Source organism: Hydrogenophaga pseudoflava NBRC 102511 (assembly GCF_001592285.1).
Classification (GTDB): domain Bacteria; phylum Pseudomonadota; class Gammaproteobacteria; order Burkholderiales; family Burkholderiaceae_C; genus Hydrogenophaga; species Hydrogenophaga pseudoflava.
In genome coordinates this window covers 17,341-32,126 of the sequence record NZ_BCWQ01000024.1, presented here as the reverse complement: position 1 = coordinate 32,126, position 14,786 = coordinate 17,341, and the positions used below count along the sequence as shown (strand labels likewise).

The 14,786-nt window shown below is 58.8% G+C and carries 13 protein-coding genes; 6 read left to right on the top strand and 7 right to left on the bottom strand.

Annotated elements, in window-relative coordinates; translation table 11 throughout:
- The first annotated feature begins 189 nt into the window (after positions 1-189).
- Genes HPS01S_RS20795 through HPS01S_RS20780 form a run of 4 tightly spaced genes read left to right on the top strand, consistent with a single transcriptional unit; the run spans position 190 to position 7,318 of the window.
- Positions 190-1,620: an ATP-binding protein gene (locus HPS01S_RS20795; protein WP_066160877.1), complete on the top strand. Its 1,431-nt coding sequence runs from the start codon at positions 190-192 to the stop codon at positions 1,618-1,620.
- Positions 1,621-1,638: 18 nt separating this feature from the next.
- Positions 1,639-4,323 carry a Z1 domain-containing protein gene (locus HPS01S_RS20790; protein WP_066160874.1) on the top strand — a complete coding sequence of 895 codons (2,685 nt, stop codon included), beginning with the start codon at positions 1,639-1,641 and terminating at the stop codon, positions 4,321-4,323.
- Positions 4,313-5,257, top strand: coding sequence for a PD-(D/E)XK motif protein (locus tag HPS01S_RS20785; protein ID WP_169803961.1), 945 nt, complete (start codon positions 4,313-4,315; stop codon positions 5,255-5,257). The genes HPS01S_RS20790 and HPS01S_RS20785 overlap by 11 nt, the downstream gene beginning before the upstream one ends.
- 3 nt (positions 5,258-5,260) lie before the next feature.
- A complete protein-coding gene (locus HPS01S_RS20780; RefSeq protein WP_066160864.1) occupies positions 5,261-7,318 on the top strand; it encodes an AIPR family protein in 2,058 nt (685 codons plus the stop codon).
- Positions 7,319-7,362: 44 nt separating this feature from the next.
- On the opposite strand, the gene HPS01S_RS20775 is transcribed toward HPS01S_RS20780, so the two are convergent.
- The 7 genes from HPS01S_RS20775 to HPS01S_RS20755 all read right to left on the bottom strand — a co-directional run bounded on the left by HPS01S_RS20775 (position 7,363) and on the right by HPS01S_RS20755 (position 13,050).
- A complete protein-coding gene (locus HPS01S_RS20775) occupies positions 7,363-8,994 on the bottom strand; it encodes a DNA cytosine methyltransferase (RefSeq protein WP_084397606.1) in 1,632 nt (543 codons plus the stop codon).
- A gap of 57 nt (positions 8,995-9,051) precedes the next feature.
- The gene (locus HPS01S_RS21675; protein WP_084397612.1) at positions 9,052-9,507 is read right to left on the bottom strand and encodes a very short patch repair endonuclease; all 456 of its coding nucleotides are present in this window, start codon (positions 9,505-9,507) and stop codon (positions 9,052-9,054) included.
- 281 nt (positions 9,508-9,788) lie between these two features.
- Positions 9,789-11,474 (bottom strand): recombinase family protein, encoded by a 1,686-nt coding sequence (locus HPS01S_RS20770; RefSeq protein WP_084397604.1) that lies wholly within the window; start codon positions 11,472-11,474, stop codon positions 9,789-9,791.
- Positions 11,474-11,869, bottom strand: a complete 396-nt coding sequence (locus HPS01S_RS20765; protein WP_066160857.1) for a DUF2924 domain-containing protein — start codon at positions 11,867-11,869, stop codon at positions 11,474-11,476. Before HPS01S_RS20765 ends, HPS01S_RS20770 begins: the two co-directional genes overlap by 1 nt.
- Complete coding sequence (locus HPS01S_RS20760) at positions 11,866-12,240, bottom strand: DUF3489 domain-containing protein (protein ID WP_084397602.1); 375 nt, start codon at positions 12,238-12,240, stop codon at positions 11,866-11,868. The genes HPS01S_RS20765 and HPS01S_RS20760 overlap by 4 nt, the downstream gene beginning before the upstream one ends.
- Before the next feature lie 152 nt (positions 12,241-12,392).
- Positions 12,393-12,605 carry a hypothetical protein gene (locus HPS01S_RS21900; protein WP_133157146.1) on the bottom strand — a complete coding sequence of 71 codons (213 nt, stop codon included), beginning with the start codon at positions 12,603-12,605 and terminating at the stop codon, positions 12,393-12,395.
- 49 nt (positions 12,606-12,654) lie between these two features.
- Positions 12,655-13,050 carry a helix-turn-helix domain-containing protein gene (locus HPS01S_RS20755; protein WP_066160851.1) on the bottom strand — a complete coding sequence of 132 codons (396 nt, stop codon included), beginning with the start codon at positions 13,048-13,050 and terminating at the stop codon, positions 12,655-12,657.
- Between the two features lie 107 nt (positions 13,051-13,157).
- On the opposite strand from HPS01S_RS20755, the gene HPS01S_RS20750 reads away from it, so the two are divergent.
- Both HPS01S_RS20750 and HPS01S_RS20745 read left to right on the top strand, forming a co-directional pair.
- The gene (locus HPS01S_RS20750; RefSeq protein WP_066160848.1) at positions 13,158-14,129 is read left to right on the top strand and encodes a restriction endonuclease; all 972 of its coding nucleotides are present in this window, start codon (positions 13,158-13,160) and stop codon (positions 14,127-14,129) included.
- A 2-nt stretch (positions 14,130-14,131) separates the two neighbouring features.
- The gene (locus tag HPS01S_RS20745) at positions 14,132-14,770 is read left to right on the top strand and encodes an NUDIX hydrolase (protein WP_066160844.1); all 639 of its coding nucleotides are present in this window, start codon (positions 14,132-14,134) and stop codon (positions 14,768-14,770) included.
- Positions 14,771-14,786: the final 16 nt, after the last annotated feature.

Genomic DNA, 14,786 nt, shown 5'->3' with positions numbered 1-14,786 from the left:
CATGCTGATCTCGGTGCCGGATCCGGAGCGAGGAAAGCGCAAACGTTGACAAACTTGACGAAAACAAGTCCCGGGCGATGAAGAACTAGCCGCCTAATACGGCAGAATAAAAAAAATTCACAGACTAGGATGCCAGTGAAGGGACCAAGAGATTACGCCGCCATAGAACTCATGCCACGAGCCTCAGTGATGATTGAGGCTATGCGGGACATTGGGTACTCCTTTGACTCCGCAGTCGCGGACATCATTGACAACAGCATTGCCGCCGGCGCCAAAAACATTGATCTGCGCTATGGCTGGGAAGCTGATCAACCGTGGATGGCAGTCATTGATGATGGCTGCGGCATGGTACGGGCGGAACTGCTTGAGGCAATGAGGCCTGGATCGAAAGATCCCAGACTTGAGCGCGCTGCTCATGATCTGGGGCGGTTCGGCTTGGGACTGAAAACCGCCTCCTTCAGTCAATGTCGAGAACTCACCGTACTGACCAGAGGCGCAGCAGAGTTTAATGGGATGCGGTGGGATCTTGACCGTGTCTCCGAGACGAACAGGTGGGAGATCACCGAGATTCACCCGACCGGGTTATCGGATCTCCCATGCGGACTCCCCTCCAATGGCAACGGGACGTTAGTTCTATGGAGAAAGATTGACCGCCTCGAGCTCGCTGGCATGGGCGAAATCGGTCATGAGACATTCAACGAACTAATGTTTGCTGTAAGGCAGCATTTGGCAAGAGTCTTTCACCGCTTTCTTGCCGGCGAACTTGGGTTGAAAAGAATCCGCATTGCCATCAATGGGGCGGACGTAGAGCCCTTTGACCCGTTTGCTGAACTGAACATCGCTACGCAAAAATTCCCGCTCGAAGTGGTGAGGTTCAGAGACAGCGAGGTCAAGGTACAGGCGTTTGTATTGCCGCACCATTCCAAGGTGAGCGCGAAAGAATATGAACGACTCGCTGGCCCCGAGGGTTATCTCAGAAACCAAGGTTTCTACATTTACCGAAACCGTAGGCTGATAATCTGGGGGAGCTGGTTCCGGCTGGCTAGGCAAGAAGAGCTCACGAAACTGGCACGTGTTCGCATTGACATCCCAAACAACACGGATCACCACTGGGGCATCGATGTCCGAAAGGCTCGCGCGCACCCCCCGCTCATCGTCAAGAACCGACTCAGGCAGGTTATCGAGCAGATCCGGTCAGGTGCCAAGCGCCCCTACACGCAAAGAGGCAGAGTGATCGTCGAGTCGGACGCCTCGCCAGTGTGGATCCGCAAGATGCACAACGACCGAATTGAGTACGTCATCAATGACGAACACCCTCTCTTGGCCGAACTTATCAATGACCTACAGGTAGGTGACCGGCAGCGTCTGAAGCAGATGATCCGGATGTTCGGCCAGACGTTTCCTGCGGCCGCTTTTTTTAGCGACTACTCCAATACGCCCAAACAGATCGAGTCCGAGCATCCGGACATGGATGTGATGCTCACGCTGGCCAAGATGCTTGTACAGGCCAATCCGGATCTTGATCGGACCGGGCTGGCGTCGGTATTGGCCAGTATGGAGCCGTTCAGCCGCTACCCGGACCAGATTGGCGTCATCACAAAACGCGCCACCGCAAACTGATTCGCAACAGGGAGAAAAATGTCGCTTCAAGATCTTCAGAACAACGCCATCGGCATCCTCTCGAACATGCCCGCCCGCACTCCGGAGCAGGTAAGGCTGGTCTTGAGGACCGTGTTGCCACTCTATCCTGACCTCTCGGCAACTATCAACGACGGCCAGATCGAGGAAGCTGCCCGCCAGATCGAGGCGCGCCTTTCGATCAGCATGAGTGACGCATCGACGATTCAGGTGGAGTTCGAAGAATGGCTACCAGGCAGACGAGCGAGTCTGACCCCTTACTACTATGACCGGTACCGCAAACATCTCGCGAACCGGGGATTTGGTTCGGCCGTACTGGGCGTTCTTGACAAAGACACGGACAAGATCGTCGGCCTGATGCAGGACCCTGAGAAACCGGGTCGCTGGGCACGCAGAGGCTTGGTGGTCGGCCATGTGCAATCTGGCAAAACGGCCAACTACACAGGCGTCATCTGCAAGGCAGCCGACTACGGCTACAAGTTCATCGTGATCCTCACAGGTATCCAGGAGGATCTGCGTGTACAGACCCAGGAGCGGATCGAAGAGGGGTTCACAGGCCGGAGTTCGGAAGCAACCAATGGCAGAGAGTCAGCGATTGGTGTCGGTCTTTACGGCCTTGAGAGACAGCCCATCTGCCTGACCACACGCGCCGACGACTTCAGGTCCGCCACGCGAGATCTGGGCGTTTTCTTGCAGTCGCTGAGCGAGCCACTGGTGCTCGTAATGAAGAAAAACTCCCGCACTCTCGCCAATCTGATCGACTGGCTGGAGATCGGCAACGGGCAAGCCGGTGCCCGCATCAGTAGGGTTCCGATGCTGCTGATTGATGACGAGGCAGACAACGCTTCGGTCAATGTGTCCAAGAACGACGATTCTCCGTCTGCCATCAACGACCGAATTCGCAAACTTCTCGATTCCTTCGACAGGAATGTCTATCTTGGGTACACGGCCACTCCGTTTGCCAACATCTTCATCGATCCGGACAGCAGGGATGCGATGGAGCGTGAAGACCTCTTTCCAAGAGACTTCATCATTTCGCTCGATGCACCGACCAACTATGTCGGCGCATCCCGAATTTTTCCAGAGTCCGGCGACTTGCATGGAACGTTGACCACGGTAGACGACCATGTCGATCTGCTGCCGGAAAAACACAAGATCTCCCATCCCCTGACACAGATCCCGGAAAGCCTCAAGGAAGCGGTTCGCACCTTTGTGCTGGCACGCGCAATCCGGGTGTTGCGAGGTCAGGACAAGAGCCACTCATCGATGCTGGTCAATGCATCACGGTTCAACGAGGTTCAGACCAAACTGACCGGACTGGTCTCGGACCTGATGAGCACCATCCGCTCTGCCTGCTCGGGACACGCAGGATTGCCCGAGGAGGATGCGCTCCGAGACCCCGAGATGAACAGGCTGCATGAGGCTTGGAGAAGCCAGTATGAGGGGCAGGTACCAGAAACCTGGCGAGATGTACAGGCTGCGCTCGTGCGCGCGGCAGGGCCGATCGAAGTGAGAAAGGTGAACAGCAAGTCACCTGACAAGCTGGACTACAGGCGATACAAGAATGAAGGCCTTCATGTCATCGCTATCGGCGGGTTTGCGCTTTCGCGTGGCTTCACCTTGGAAGGACTGACCGTCAGCTACTTCCTGCGCAACTCCATGATGTACGACACCCTGCTGCAGATGGGTCGGTGGTTCGGATATCGCGATGGCTATGCGGATATCTGCCGAATCTTCATGACAGAAGAAGCCATTGACTGGTATGCCCACATCTCGGACGCCATTGATGAGCTGCGTGACGAGTTCAATCGAATGGAGAGGGCTGGTGCCCGTCCGGTGGATTTTGGCCTGAAGGTTCGGGCGCATCCCGAATCTCTGATCGTGACAGCCAGGAACAAGATGCGCTCCGGGCAGAAGGTCAATCACTCAGTCTCCCTGTCCGGCAAGCTGATCGAGACGACACGTCTGCGTACAGATGCGATTGCCGCCAACAGAGAAGTCCTGAGTGACTTGCTGACCACTCTCTCCGACTTGAGCACGCCTGAAAACTCCAATGAGTTCGGGTACCTCTGGAAAGACATTTCAGTTGCCCCGCTCGTTCGCAACTTTGTCACCAGGTTCCAGAACCATGACGACGTTGCTCTGATCACCCAGGCAGAGCCGATCAACGCCTACATCAAGGCGCGCGAGTCAGACGAACTTGAGCGGTGGGACATCTGTCTTTTCAGTCTGTCAACTGGCGACCGGTCGTCAGTGTCATTCGGTCCCTACTCACCCACACCCCAATCTCGCTCGTCTCTCTGGAAACGCAGCCCAGCCGGCGTCGACTACATCGCAGTGAGCGGCAAGGCGCTCAGAGTAGGTGGCCGCGGGCAGGTGAAGGCCGGCATGAGCGTGGAGGAGCGAAGTGCAGCCGAGCAGTCGTGGAAGGACACCAGTGACATCCCAGACTGGCATTACATCAAGCACCGCACTCGCCCTTTGCTCATGCTGCATGTGCTCGACGTCTGGGACAAAGAAAAGGATAAGGAGAAGGTCAATCCCCCGGCTGAACCCAGTGTGGTGGCATGGGGAATAGCCTTCCCTGAGTCTGGCCACGAGACAACTGAAGTGACGTACGTTGTGAACACCACATGGTGGGCAGAGAACTATGGGACCACGGAGGACGATGCGGATGAAGACTGAAAGCCCGTGGCACGGCCTGGCAACACCTCAGCTTGGCGCACTGAGTGCAAGACGGGCGGACCCAGACCATCCGTTCGACTTTTACTACGCGGTGAATGCTGAATGCCAGCTGATGCTGGTGCTCAAATTGAGCTCTCTTGTCCACTGGAATCCTGATCTCCCGCGCCTTAAGGGGTTGAGGGCTCTGTGGATCGACAAGACGCACGAGCTGCATCTGGTGCTTGCCAAGACGCAGGACGTGGACCTCTTCGGCTTGCTCTGCAAGGATCTGATCACTTGTACATCCGGCGCGCAGTCCGATGCTGACTGCATTGAGCTTTTATGTGCACGACTCCTGAAATGGCAACGTCTTCTCTCCCGAGGTGGACCTCGCCTTCTCGACGCGCATGAGATTCGTGGCCTGTTCGCTGAGCTCAGTTTCCTCAAGCTAGAACTGCTCCCCAGGTTCGGCCCTGCCGCTGTGCAAGCATGGAAAGGGCCGTCCGGGTTTCCTCAGGACTTTGCAGCGGACAACAAGGTTTTCGAGATCAAGTCACACCTTGTTGGATCACCTCAGTCTGTCCGGATCTCGTCACCCTCTCAGCTGTGGGTGGACAGTACGGACCTGTACCTGTGTGTCTACCACCTTGCCGAAGTCTCCGCTGGCGGGACATGTCTGGGTGCTCTGGTTGAAGAACTCACAGTAGCTCTTGGTGCATCTGCATCCGCAACCGAGGAGTTCGAAGAGAAGCTGGTCAGCCTCGGCTATATGGACCTGCCTGAATATCGTTCTCAATTGTTCGCACTGGTGAAGAAGGATTCGTTCGCAGTCACTGACGGCTTTCCCAGGATCATTCCCTCGACACTGATGCCGGGCATCCAGGAGGTGACGTATGGCATCCAGCTGGCCGCACTATCCCCCTTTGAATCGACCATTCCGTGGAGTGGTGCTTGAAGCATGACAGACAGTGAATTCCTCGCCGACTTGCTGCAGCAGGTCTCTGCCAGATCAGCTGCAACCTCCGACTTTTCAGAGACTGCTTTTGCGTCTGTCGTGGCAGAAGCACTGGTCGATTCGGGTGCCGTACCAGGATTCGAGCCCGCCTTCTTCGTGCACAGGGGCATGCGGGTTGATGGCTATGCATACACCGAAGATGAGGCCACGCTCGACCTCTTCCAGGTCGAATACCACGGTGAACCAGAAGTCCAGAGCCTGACCAGAACCAGTCTGGATGCATGCCTCAAACGCGCGGAAACCTTCTTCGAGCGGGCGGTAGACGGTGATCTTTCTGTAGAGGTCGACGTTGGAAGCAGCGTATGGAGCCTCGCCAGACAGCTTGCCCAGATGGGACATTCGATTGTCCGTATCCGCCTCAACATACTTTCCGATGCCAAGCTTTCGAGCACAGTCAAGGCTCTGCCGACAAAGAAAAAAGGCGCGAGGGAATGGGCAGTCAGGGTCTGGGATCTGATTGCAATCGGTCGACTTCTGTTCACAGGCGAGCCAGAACCGATCGTCATCGACTTTGTACAGATGTTTGGCAAAGGACTGCCCTGTCTCCCGGCCAACTCAGGGGGGGCTGAACTTGAGTCCTACCTGACCGTGATACCGGGCGACTGGCTGGCAGAAATCTATGACTTGTACGGCGGGCGACTTCTTGAACAGAACGTCAGAACCTTTCTACAGGCCACTAGGGGTGTCAACAAGGGAATACGCAAGACCATTCTCGAAGAACCCCAGATGTTCTTCGCCTACAACAATGGAATTTCTGCGACCGCTGCAAAGGCCGAGTTCGACCCGGATGGAAACCAGGTTCTGGTGAACCGGCTTGAGAACCTGCAGATCGTCAATGGTGGTCAGACAACCGCCTCGATCTTCAACGTGATGAAGAGGGACAAGGCTGAGAACCTGGACAAGGTCAGAGTGCAGATGAAACTGTCCGTGGTACGGCCGGACATGGTAGACGAGATCGTTCCCAAGATCTCCCTTTATGCGAACAGTCAGAACAAGGTCAGTGATGCCGACTTCTTCTCCAACCATCCGTTCCACAGACGCATAGAGAGTTTCTCCCGGAACGTCTGGGCGCCTGCAGCAGAAGGGTCACAGCAAATGACCCATTGGTTCTACGAACGGGCCAGAGGCCAATACGCCAACGCCTCCGCTTACATGACTCCTGCGAAGAAGAAGGAGTTCGAGGTCCAGAACCCGCGAAAGCAGCTGATTCAGAAAACCGACATTGCAAAGGTGCTGGTCACGATCATGTGCATGCCACATGTGGTCAGCCAGGGCGCCCAGAAGAACTTCAAATTCTTCGCTGAGAACGTGACAGGACATTGGGGAGAGGAAGGCGCTGCATTTGGTGAAGAATGGTTCAAGGGCATCATCGGAGCCACCATTGCTTTCCGCACGCTTGAACGCCTAGTCGGTAGCGCTGACTGGTACGCGCAGGGCTACAGGGCCAATACGGTGACCTACTCAATCGCCCTGCTGACACATGAGCTGAAGAGCCGCAAACAAGACATCGACTTCTTGAAGATATGGAACAGGCAGGCAACTTCCAGTTCTCTCAATCAGGTCTTGCTGGGCATTGCAAAGCAAGTACAGGCAAGGATCATTTCTTCTGCCGAAGCGTACAGGGTCGCAAACGTCACCGAATGGTGCAAGCGTGAGAAATGCTGGGACGATCTCCTGCAGTCTGTTGATGTCAGGCTTGAAAGCGACCTTGACAAGGACCTGATCGATGCAGATGAGAAAGAGGGCGCAAAGCGCGCAGCGCGACGAGACCAGAAGGTTCTGAACGACATCGAGGCTCAGACCTATGTTGTGGGCAGAGGAGCAACCTACTGGTCAAAACTGCACAAGTGGGCCAGCGAGGGACTGGTCATGACACCCAGTGAAATGGACTTCCTCAGCGTGGCAGCCAGCATGACCAGCCGCAAGATACCTTCCGGCCCTCAGAGCCAGAAGGTAATCGCAGCAGAGAAAAAGGCTCTGCAGGAAGGATTCAAGGAATGAACTTCATCCTGTCTGCCTGCAGTCCGGTACACATGTGACGCCTATCATGCGCTAGACGCACGTATGCGCCTAGCGCCAAGACTCACGCTGCCAGCGGTTGTTCGCGGTCGCTCAATCTCGTCCCGCCTTCCAGCCCCTGCAGGTCTTGCACCGATCAGAACGGCGTGCACCACCTTCGCGATCTTGTTTGCCAGCAAGGACGGGACGGCGTTTCCAACCTGGTGGTATTGCTGCGTCCGGTTCCCTTGAAAGAAGTAGTTGTCAGGGAAAGTCTGAAGCCTAGCCGCTTCACGAACCGTCAGGCTCCGGCATTGACCTGGATCTGGATGGATGAAGTAGTGACCGTCTTTGGCGATGTGGCTCGTTACAGTCGTGCTGGGAGCTTCTGGCATCTGGACTCGGAAACGATCAATGAACTTTCCAGACTCCCAGTTCGCATGGTCAGGTGCCAGCCCCTTCAATGAGAAGTCGAGATGCCCCTTCGGGGTACGCTGGTGCAGTTGTCCAAACGTGGCCGTGTAGAAGTACCGCGCGAGATCACTCGCCATATGAGATCTCGACTCATGATTGAGCCATACGCCTAGATACGGATCGTTGACCCACTTGTCGTACTCGCTCTCGCCAGACAGCGGTGTGGCCTTGTAATACCTGAGCGCCCCGGTTTCAAGCGTGAACCCCAGTCGGCTCGTCCCCGCCCTCAGCTGTAGCGCCATTGCCTCCATACCCTTCGCCTGAGCATCACGCTGAAGCTCCTGAGCCAATCTGACAACAGTGGTGCGCCACTTGATATCACTGTCTTCTGTGCTGAGTCTGCTGCGCAGAGGCGGCAAACAGCCAATTGCGTCAGTGACCCGTAGTTCGTCAGACGGTGACAGGAGAAGTCTGCCGTCGTATCCAAGATCCTCCCGGACCCCCAGCAAGATCACACGGTGTCTGGCTTGTGGGATCCCATACTTTTCAGATTCGATGATGAATGAGCTGGCATCGATCAGTTCCGGGTCGTCGCCGGGAGCAAATGTGGTTTGAGATACCAATGAGTGAATGGTGTATCGAGCACCCGTCGACCCTCCAAGCGCCTTGCCGGGGTCGGAAAGATCCCGCAGGATGTCATGAAAAACCAGCTTGCCGCCGACCTTGGAAGACAGGATTCCCTTGACGTTCTCCATGACAAAGACCGCAGGTCGGCTGCGATGGAGGATGCGAAGGTATTCCCTGTAAAGGAAATGCCGGTGGTCTTCTTCGGCGACGTAGTTTGCCTTTCCACGGTTGCGCGATCTGCCGACGAGTGAATAGGCCTGACAGGGTGGCCCCCCGATGAGCACCGTCTCGTCAAATTTAAGTTCGGCCTTGTCAAGCAAGGTATCGAGCTCCCTGTTGTGCGCTGGATCCCCAAGGGTTAGCTGGTGCGCCTCGGAACGGGCCGCCTTCCACGCCAAGGGCGCGATTTCTCCCGGATGCGGAGCGTCCGCTGAAGTGCAGAACCTGTAGTACGCCTCCAGTGCTTTGCTGTCCCCGCGGACATGGCGGAAAAAACTACGCAGGGACAGCGTCTGATGCGCGCTGGCTTCCATCTCAGCGGATAGCGCGATCTTGAATCGGGTGCCACCTTCATAGGCGGCAAAGCCCTCGCCCAGACCACCCGGTCCAGCAAAAAGGTCGACGATCTTGTATGTCATTCGTATCGAGTTGGTTCTGTTCTGGCCTCAGGGGCTGCGATGCCGCCGTGCACAGGTCTATGAGGAAGTCGACTGAAGCACGCCTGTCCTGTTTGCCGACTCGAGCCAGCCAGACAGCGCCGTTGCCAGTCCGTCCTGTGTCTCGGTGGAACGCAAAAAGCACTCCCAGACAACAAGCACTCTCCAGCCAGCCGACCGCAACGCCCCAACGGCTTCTTCGTCGCGATGCCGGTTCTGCTCGAATTTCCGTTTCCAGAAATCTTCACGTGTACCGGGGACTTTGGCCAGACTGCAGCCTGCGTGGCCGTGCCAGAAACATCCGTGAACGAATATCGCCACTCTCCTGCCAGGGAGAACGATGTCTGGCGTCCCTGGAAGATCCCTGCGATGCAACCTGTATCGGTACCCACGGGAAAACAGTGCCTTTCGCACCCGCATTTCAGGCTTCGTATTTTTTGCAAGGATTCCGGACATCATCTCACTGCGTTTACTGGGTGAAACGATGTCTGTCATTGTGCTGCCCGTATGCTGTGACGATGAAACCTGACTGTCGGCCTTGCTAAATTCGCTTGCCATTGACTTGCAACATGCAAACTGAACACGTTGCACAAAATGCACGCTGATCGTACCAGGTCTGCCTCCGCTGACGTACAGGAAGCACAAAAAACAAGTACTCGTGACAAGCTGAAGGTTTGTCGAGTCCGGGTGGCGTTGCCCATGCCGCTGCAAGATGACCAGAAAAACTCGGAACCAGAGGCACGCGAGTACTCGAGAGGCGCTCCAGTCCACAGCTCTCAACTCATCCCCAGCACCTTGCGCTGCTCCGCCCAGTCCAGCGGCAAGGGCAGGGCCTGCATCAACCGGGTGGCGGTCACTTCGATCGGGTGATCTCCCACCACAATCGACTGCGTGATATCGGGCGCCAGTAGCGCCAGGTGCAGCAGTCGGGTCACATACCCGGGACTCACGTTCTCGCTCTTGGCGATGTCTCCGATGCCATGGCCCAGTCGGGTCAGACGCTCGAGCCAGTCGCGCGCCTTGTTGATCAGCTGGATCATGGTCTGATCGGGCTCTGGTGGTCGGTTGGCATTGGCGCCGATGACCAGTCGCACCGCCATGCCGCAGCGTTTTCTCTCTGCATCGACCTCGATCTGAGCCGTTTCCGGACCAGCCCCGGCCTTGACCATGCCGGCGCCCACCAGGTCGATGCTGATCCGCACCGCCGTCGGACCCACTTCCACTGATTCAACACAGCGCCCCAGCGTTTCCCGGGCGTTCTGTTCCTGATCACTCTTGGCCAGCGCTAGCGCCAGCTTCTGCCCGGCCGAGATGGCGTCTTCCGCCGCCTTGGCATCGCTCCAGCCCACCGCATCCACCACCCGCTTGGAGTCCGCAGCCCAGTTCCTCAGTGCCTGGACCACCAGTTGCTCGATCTCGTGGGCCGGCAGCCGAACTGGAGTCCCGGGATCGTCCGCCGGTGTCACGTAGTAGCGGTAGCGCTTGTTGCCCTTGCGCGCGTGCGAAGGGATCAGGCGCCGCCCCGTCTCGTCAAACAACTTGCCGCTGAGCAGACTGGGATGGGCCGCATGCGACTGGCTCTTGTGCCCACTGCGCTGGGCGTCCAGCTTGGCCTGCACGGCATCCCACAGGCTCTTGTCGATCAGCGGTGGATGCTGCCCCGCGTGCACCTCTCCCTTGTGCACCATCTGACCGATGTAGACCGGGTTGCTCAGGATGCGGTACAGGTGTCCGCGGCTGAACGGCTTGTTGCCCCCGAAGCCCGGTCGCTTGTGCTCCCGCTCGGGCGTGAGCCAGCCGCGCATCTGCAGCTCCTCGCCCAGCTCGGTCACGCTGCCGAGTTTCAAGTAGAGCTCGTAGATCTCCCGCACCCGGGGCGCCTGTTCCTCATCGGCCTCCAGCGTCCGGCCCTTGGCCCGGTAGCCCACGGGTGGGATGCCCCCCATCCACAGCCCCTTGCGCTTGGAGGCGGCGATCTTGTCCCGGATGCGTTCACCGGTCACCTCGCGCTCGAACTGCGCGAACGAGAGCAGCACGTTCAAGGTCAGCCGACCCATCGAGGTCGTGGTGTTGAACTGCTGGGTGACCGACACAAAGGACACGCCCTTGGCATCGAACAGGTCCACCAGCTTGGCGAAGTCGGCGAGGGACCGGGTCAGGCGGTCTACCTTGTAGACCACGATCACATTGACCTTGCCCGCTTCGATGTCCTGGATCAGGCGGCGCAGGGCAGGGCGCTCCACGTTGCCGCCCGAGAAGCCGCCGTCGTCGTAGGCCGTGGGGATCAGGCTCCAGCCCAGACCCTTCTGGCTGAGCACGAAGGCCTCGCAGGCCTCGCGCTGCGCATGCAACGAATTGAAGTCCTGCTCCAGCCCTTCCTCGGAAGACTTGCGCGTGTAGATCGCACAAGACAGTGCAGGCAAGGGCGCAGCGCTGGAAGAGACAGTCGGTTTCGTGGCCATCAGCGCCGCACCCCGAAGAACACCGGCCCGGACCAGTGGGTGCCGGTGATGGCCTTGGCCACCGCACTCAGGCTCTTGTAGGTCTGGCCCTGGTGGGCAAAGCCCTGGGGCAGGACCAGGACCTCGTGGGTGACGCCCTGCCATTCCCGCAGCAGCCGGGTACCCGGTGCCAGCACCGGTGCTGAGGCGGTGCTGCGCAGCACACGTTTGAGGCGCGCCGCACCCTTGGGTCCACACCAGTCGTTGTCCAGCATCTGGTCCTGCGCATGCCAGGACAGGACCCGGCGGATCAGGTTCACCTGCACATGGGCCGGCGGTTCCCGATCGAACAGGGACTGCCACCGCTCGACCAGCGTGGCCCGGTCCGCCTGAAGGATCTGCTCCACCACGCTCATGCTGAAGCCGCCTCCACGATCCGGTAGAGATGAACACCATCGACCCGCTGACACTGCACATCCAGACCCAGGCGCTTGCGCAGCGAGCCGCTGAGCATGCCGCGCACGGTGTGGGACTGCCAGCCCGTGAGCGCCATCATCTGCTCCATGCTGGCGCCGGCCGCACTGCGCAGCAGGGTGATCAGCTGGGACTGTTTGGTGGTGGTGACTTCAGGGGCCTGGGCGGGCGCAGGCTTGGCCTTCTTGACCACGGGCCTGGAGGAGGGCGCTGTCTTGGGGCGAGCGCCAGAAGCAGCGCGGGCTGGTTTGGCAGCCGGAGACTTTGCAGCGGGCGACTTGGAAGAAGAAGGAGAAGACGGTTTGCGTTTCATTGAATGCTCCAGTGCCAACAGCGGCACGGAGCAAGTAACGCTCTGTCGTCACCCTTGATCAACTGATGCAGCGCAGTAGCCGTGGTGTGTGGTCGTGATTCACATCCCGTGCTTGCCTTGCACGGCGCTCTGAGGCATGTGTAGTGGGCCGATCAGGCGGCGGATCGACCCTGGGTCCATGACGACGCCGAATTCGCAGGCCCTGAGAGGCGCCACTGATCGATGGAGGTGAACTCGAGCTTGCACTGCACACAGCGGTACGCCCCGCTGGGCGTCATGGCACCGCTGGCGTCGCGCGCGATCACCGGTCTGTAGGCGGTGGCACCACAACGGTGGCAGGCGTTGGCTGGGGTCTTGTTGTCCATGGCTGCATTGTGCTGGCCAGCGCACGGATGGGAACAACAAAAGAGGGGATCAACCCTTGGCCTGAGTGCGCACCAGGGTCTTGACGATTTCCAGCGCCAGTTTCTGGTATTCCGGCGTCAGCGATCGGAAGTATTTGCGCATCTGGACCGCGTCGCGGGCCAAGTCATCGGGGTGCACTTCCGATCCGGCGGCAAGGCGGCGCCCCTCGGCTAAGGCGTAGAGCTCAGCCACCGACGAGTGCAGGGCCGACGCAATGGCCTTGAGGATCTCTTCCGAAGGTTGCTGCAGACCGCGTTCGATGCGCGAGAGGTTGCTGGCATCGGTGCCGACATCGAAAGCGAGCTTCTCGAGGCTGTCTCCTCGTTCCGTTCGAAGTGCTCGAATGACCTTGCCGATGTTCATCCGCGCATTCTCAAAAGTCCGCACCGACAGCACAAAGCGCATGGCGCCAATCGCAAACTACAATTTGCGTAAAGCGCAAATACTGCAATTCAGAGCGGGCCCTGGGCCCGCTTGATCGCTTGTGGAACTCAATCAGGAACGGGAGCGAGATGAACCAGCACATCGATACCGAGAAACTGCCCGAAGTCGTGCGGTTCATCCCCCGCATCCTCTCCGCCCTTCGAGAGATGAATGGCGTGGCCAAGGCCGGTGCCGTCAAGTCCGCCGTCGTGCAGGCCATTGACGAAGCCGGTGAGAAGGTCAACGACCAGATGCTCGCCAGCGGCGTGCCCAAGTACCAGAACGACATCTACTGGGCGCGCATGTACCTGGTCAATGCGGGTCTGCTGGAGCCGACCAAGACGGCAGGGCACGGGATCTGGAAACTCACCACCGAAGGCTGGGAGTCGCCCCTGGACATGGCCACCGCGGCGGCGATCTATTTCAAGACCGCCAGCAAGGCGAGCAATAACAAGGACGAGGCGGACCTGCCCGCGCCCAGCGGCGACGACCTGCAGCAGGACCTGGAGGGCACGGTCAACTGGCAGGTGCAGCTCAAGGACATCCTCTGGTCGCTCTCGGACAAGGGGTTCGAGCACCTGTGCGCAGCCATCATGACCGCCAACGGACTGGACCAGACCAAGGTGACCGGTCAGTCCAACGACAAGGGTGTGGATGGCATCGGCCTGATGTACCTGGACGACGCGGGTCTGTTGTCCATCCGTGTGGCCTGGCAGTGCAAGCGCTACACCGGCAATACCACTGTCTCGTCCCAAGAGATCCGCAACTTTCGCGGCTCGCTGGACCACACAACCGATCATGGGATCTTCTTCACCACCTCGACTTTCACGGCCGAGGCCATGAAAGAGAGCGAGGCCCTGGGCAAAACCCCCATCCGCCTGGTCCCGCTGGACCAACTCATTCAGATGCTCAGGAAACTCGAACTGGGCGTGACCAGCGGCCCGGAACCGGTGGTGGACGCCGCCTTCTTCGAGCAGTACAAAAAGACTTGGCCCAGTGCTCCAACACTGCAATTGCCGTTGACTGTCTCAGCGCAGTCGACAAATGATGTGCTGTGTTGATCATGAAGAGCCTCCACCCCCGCAACGATGACGCCGGCCGTCAGGTTGACCTCAAGGCCCCCAGCGCGCCCACGAGCCTGGAGAGCTGGGGGGATCCACTTGAGCGGGCCACGGTCATCCCGGACGGGCCGATGCCAACAAACCTGAACGGCATCGACGTGCGCTCGTGGACAGACGCACCCAAGAACACCGCCGGCTGGAACAGGTTCGCGGGCGAGCAGACCGAGGACTTCACCGAGCCACCGATGACGACCGCACCAAGCAAGCCCGCCGCTTCGGGCGTGGTGATCCTCGAGAGCGATGGTCGGGTCTGGGTGGTCTCGCCCAGCAACCAACATGGGGGTTATGTGAACACCTTCCCCAAGGGCAAGCTGGATCCCGGGATGGGCCTGCGAGCAAACGCCCTGAAGGAGGCATTTGAGGAATCCGGGCTGCAGGTGATCCTGACCGGCTTCCTGTGTGACTCGGTGCGCAGCACCTCGGTGACCCGCTACTACACCGCCAGGCGGGAGGGAGGCCACCCGGCCGACATGTGCTGGGAGAGCCAGGCGGTGCATCTGGTCCCCCGGGACCAGCTGAAGAGCTTCGTCACCCACCCGAACGACCAGGTTGTGCTGCAGGCCTTGGCAGCGTTGGGCTGAACACCCAGGATCAAGG

Coding starts and splice junctions, on each gene's coding strand:
- HPS01S_RS20795 (WP_066160877.1), top strand. CDS start 190: ATGATTGAGGCTATGCGGGACATTGGGTACTCCTTTGACTCCGCAGTC.
- HPS01S_RS20790 (WP_066160874.1), top strand. CDS start 1,639: ATGTCGCTTCAAGATCTTCAGAACAACGCCATCGGCATCCTCTCGAAC.
- HPS01S_RS20785 (WP_169803961.1), top strand. CDS start 4,313: ATGAAGACTGAAAGCCCGTGGCACGGCCTGGCAACACCTCAGCTTGGC.
- HPS01S_RS20780 (WP_066160864.1), top strand. CDS start 5,261: ATGACAGACAGTGAATTCCTCGCCGACTTGCTGCAGCAGGTCTCTGCC.
- HPS01S_RS20775 (WP_084397606.1), bottom strand. CDS start 8,994: ATGACATACAAGATCGTCGACCTTTTTGCTGGACCGGGTGGTCTGGGC.
- HPS01S_RS21675 (WP_084397612.1), bottom strand. CDS start 9,507: ATGACAGACATCGTTTCACCCAGTAAACGCAGTGAGATGATGTCCGGA.
- HPS01S_RS20770 (WP_084397604.1), bottom strand. CDS start 11,474: ATGGCCACGAAACCGACTGTCTCTTCCAGCGCTGCGCCCTTGCCTGCA.
- HPS01S_RS20765 (WP_066160857.1), bottom strand. CDS start 11,869: ATGAGCGTGGTGGAGCAGATCCTTCAGGCGGACCGGGCCACGCTGGTC.
- HPS01S_RS20760 (WP_084397602.1), bottom strand. CDS start 12,240: ATGAAACGCAAACCGTCTTCTCCTTCTTCTTCCAAGTCGCCCGCTGCA.
- HPS01S_RS21900 (WP_133157146.1), bottom strand. CDS start 12,605: ATGGACAACAAGACCCCAGCCAACGCCTGCCACCGTTGTGGTGCCACC.
- HPS01S_RS20755 (WP_066160851.1), bottom strand. CDS start 13,050: ATGCGCTTTGTGCTGTCGGTGCGGACTTTTGAGAATGCGCGGATGAAC.
- HPS01S_RS20750 (WP_066160848.1), top strand. CDS start 13,158: ATGAACCAGCACATCGATACCGAGAAACTGCCCGAAGTCGTGCGGTTC.
- HPS01S_RS20745 (WP_066160844.1), top strand. CDS start 14,132: ATGAAGAGCCTCCACCCCCGCAACGATGACGCCGGCCGTCAGGTTGAC.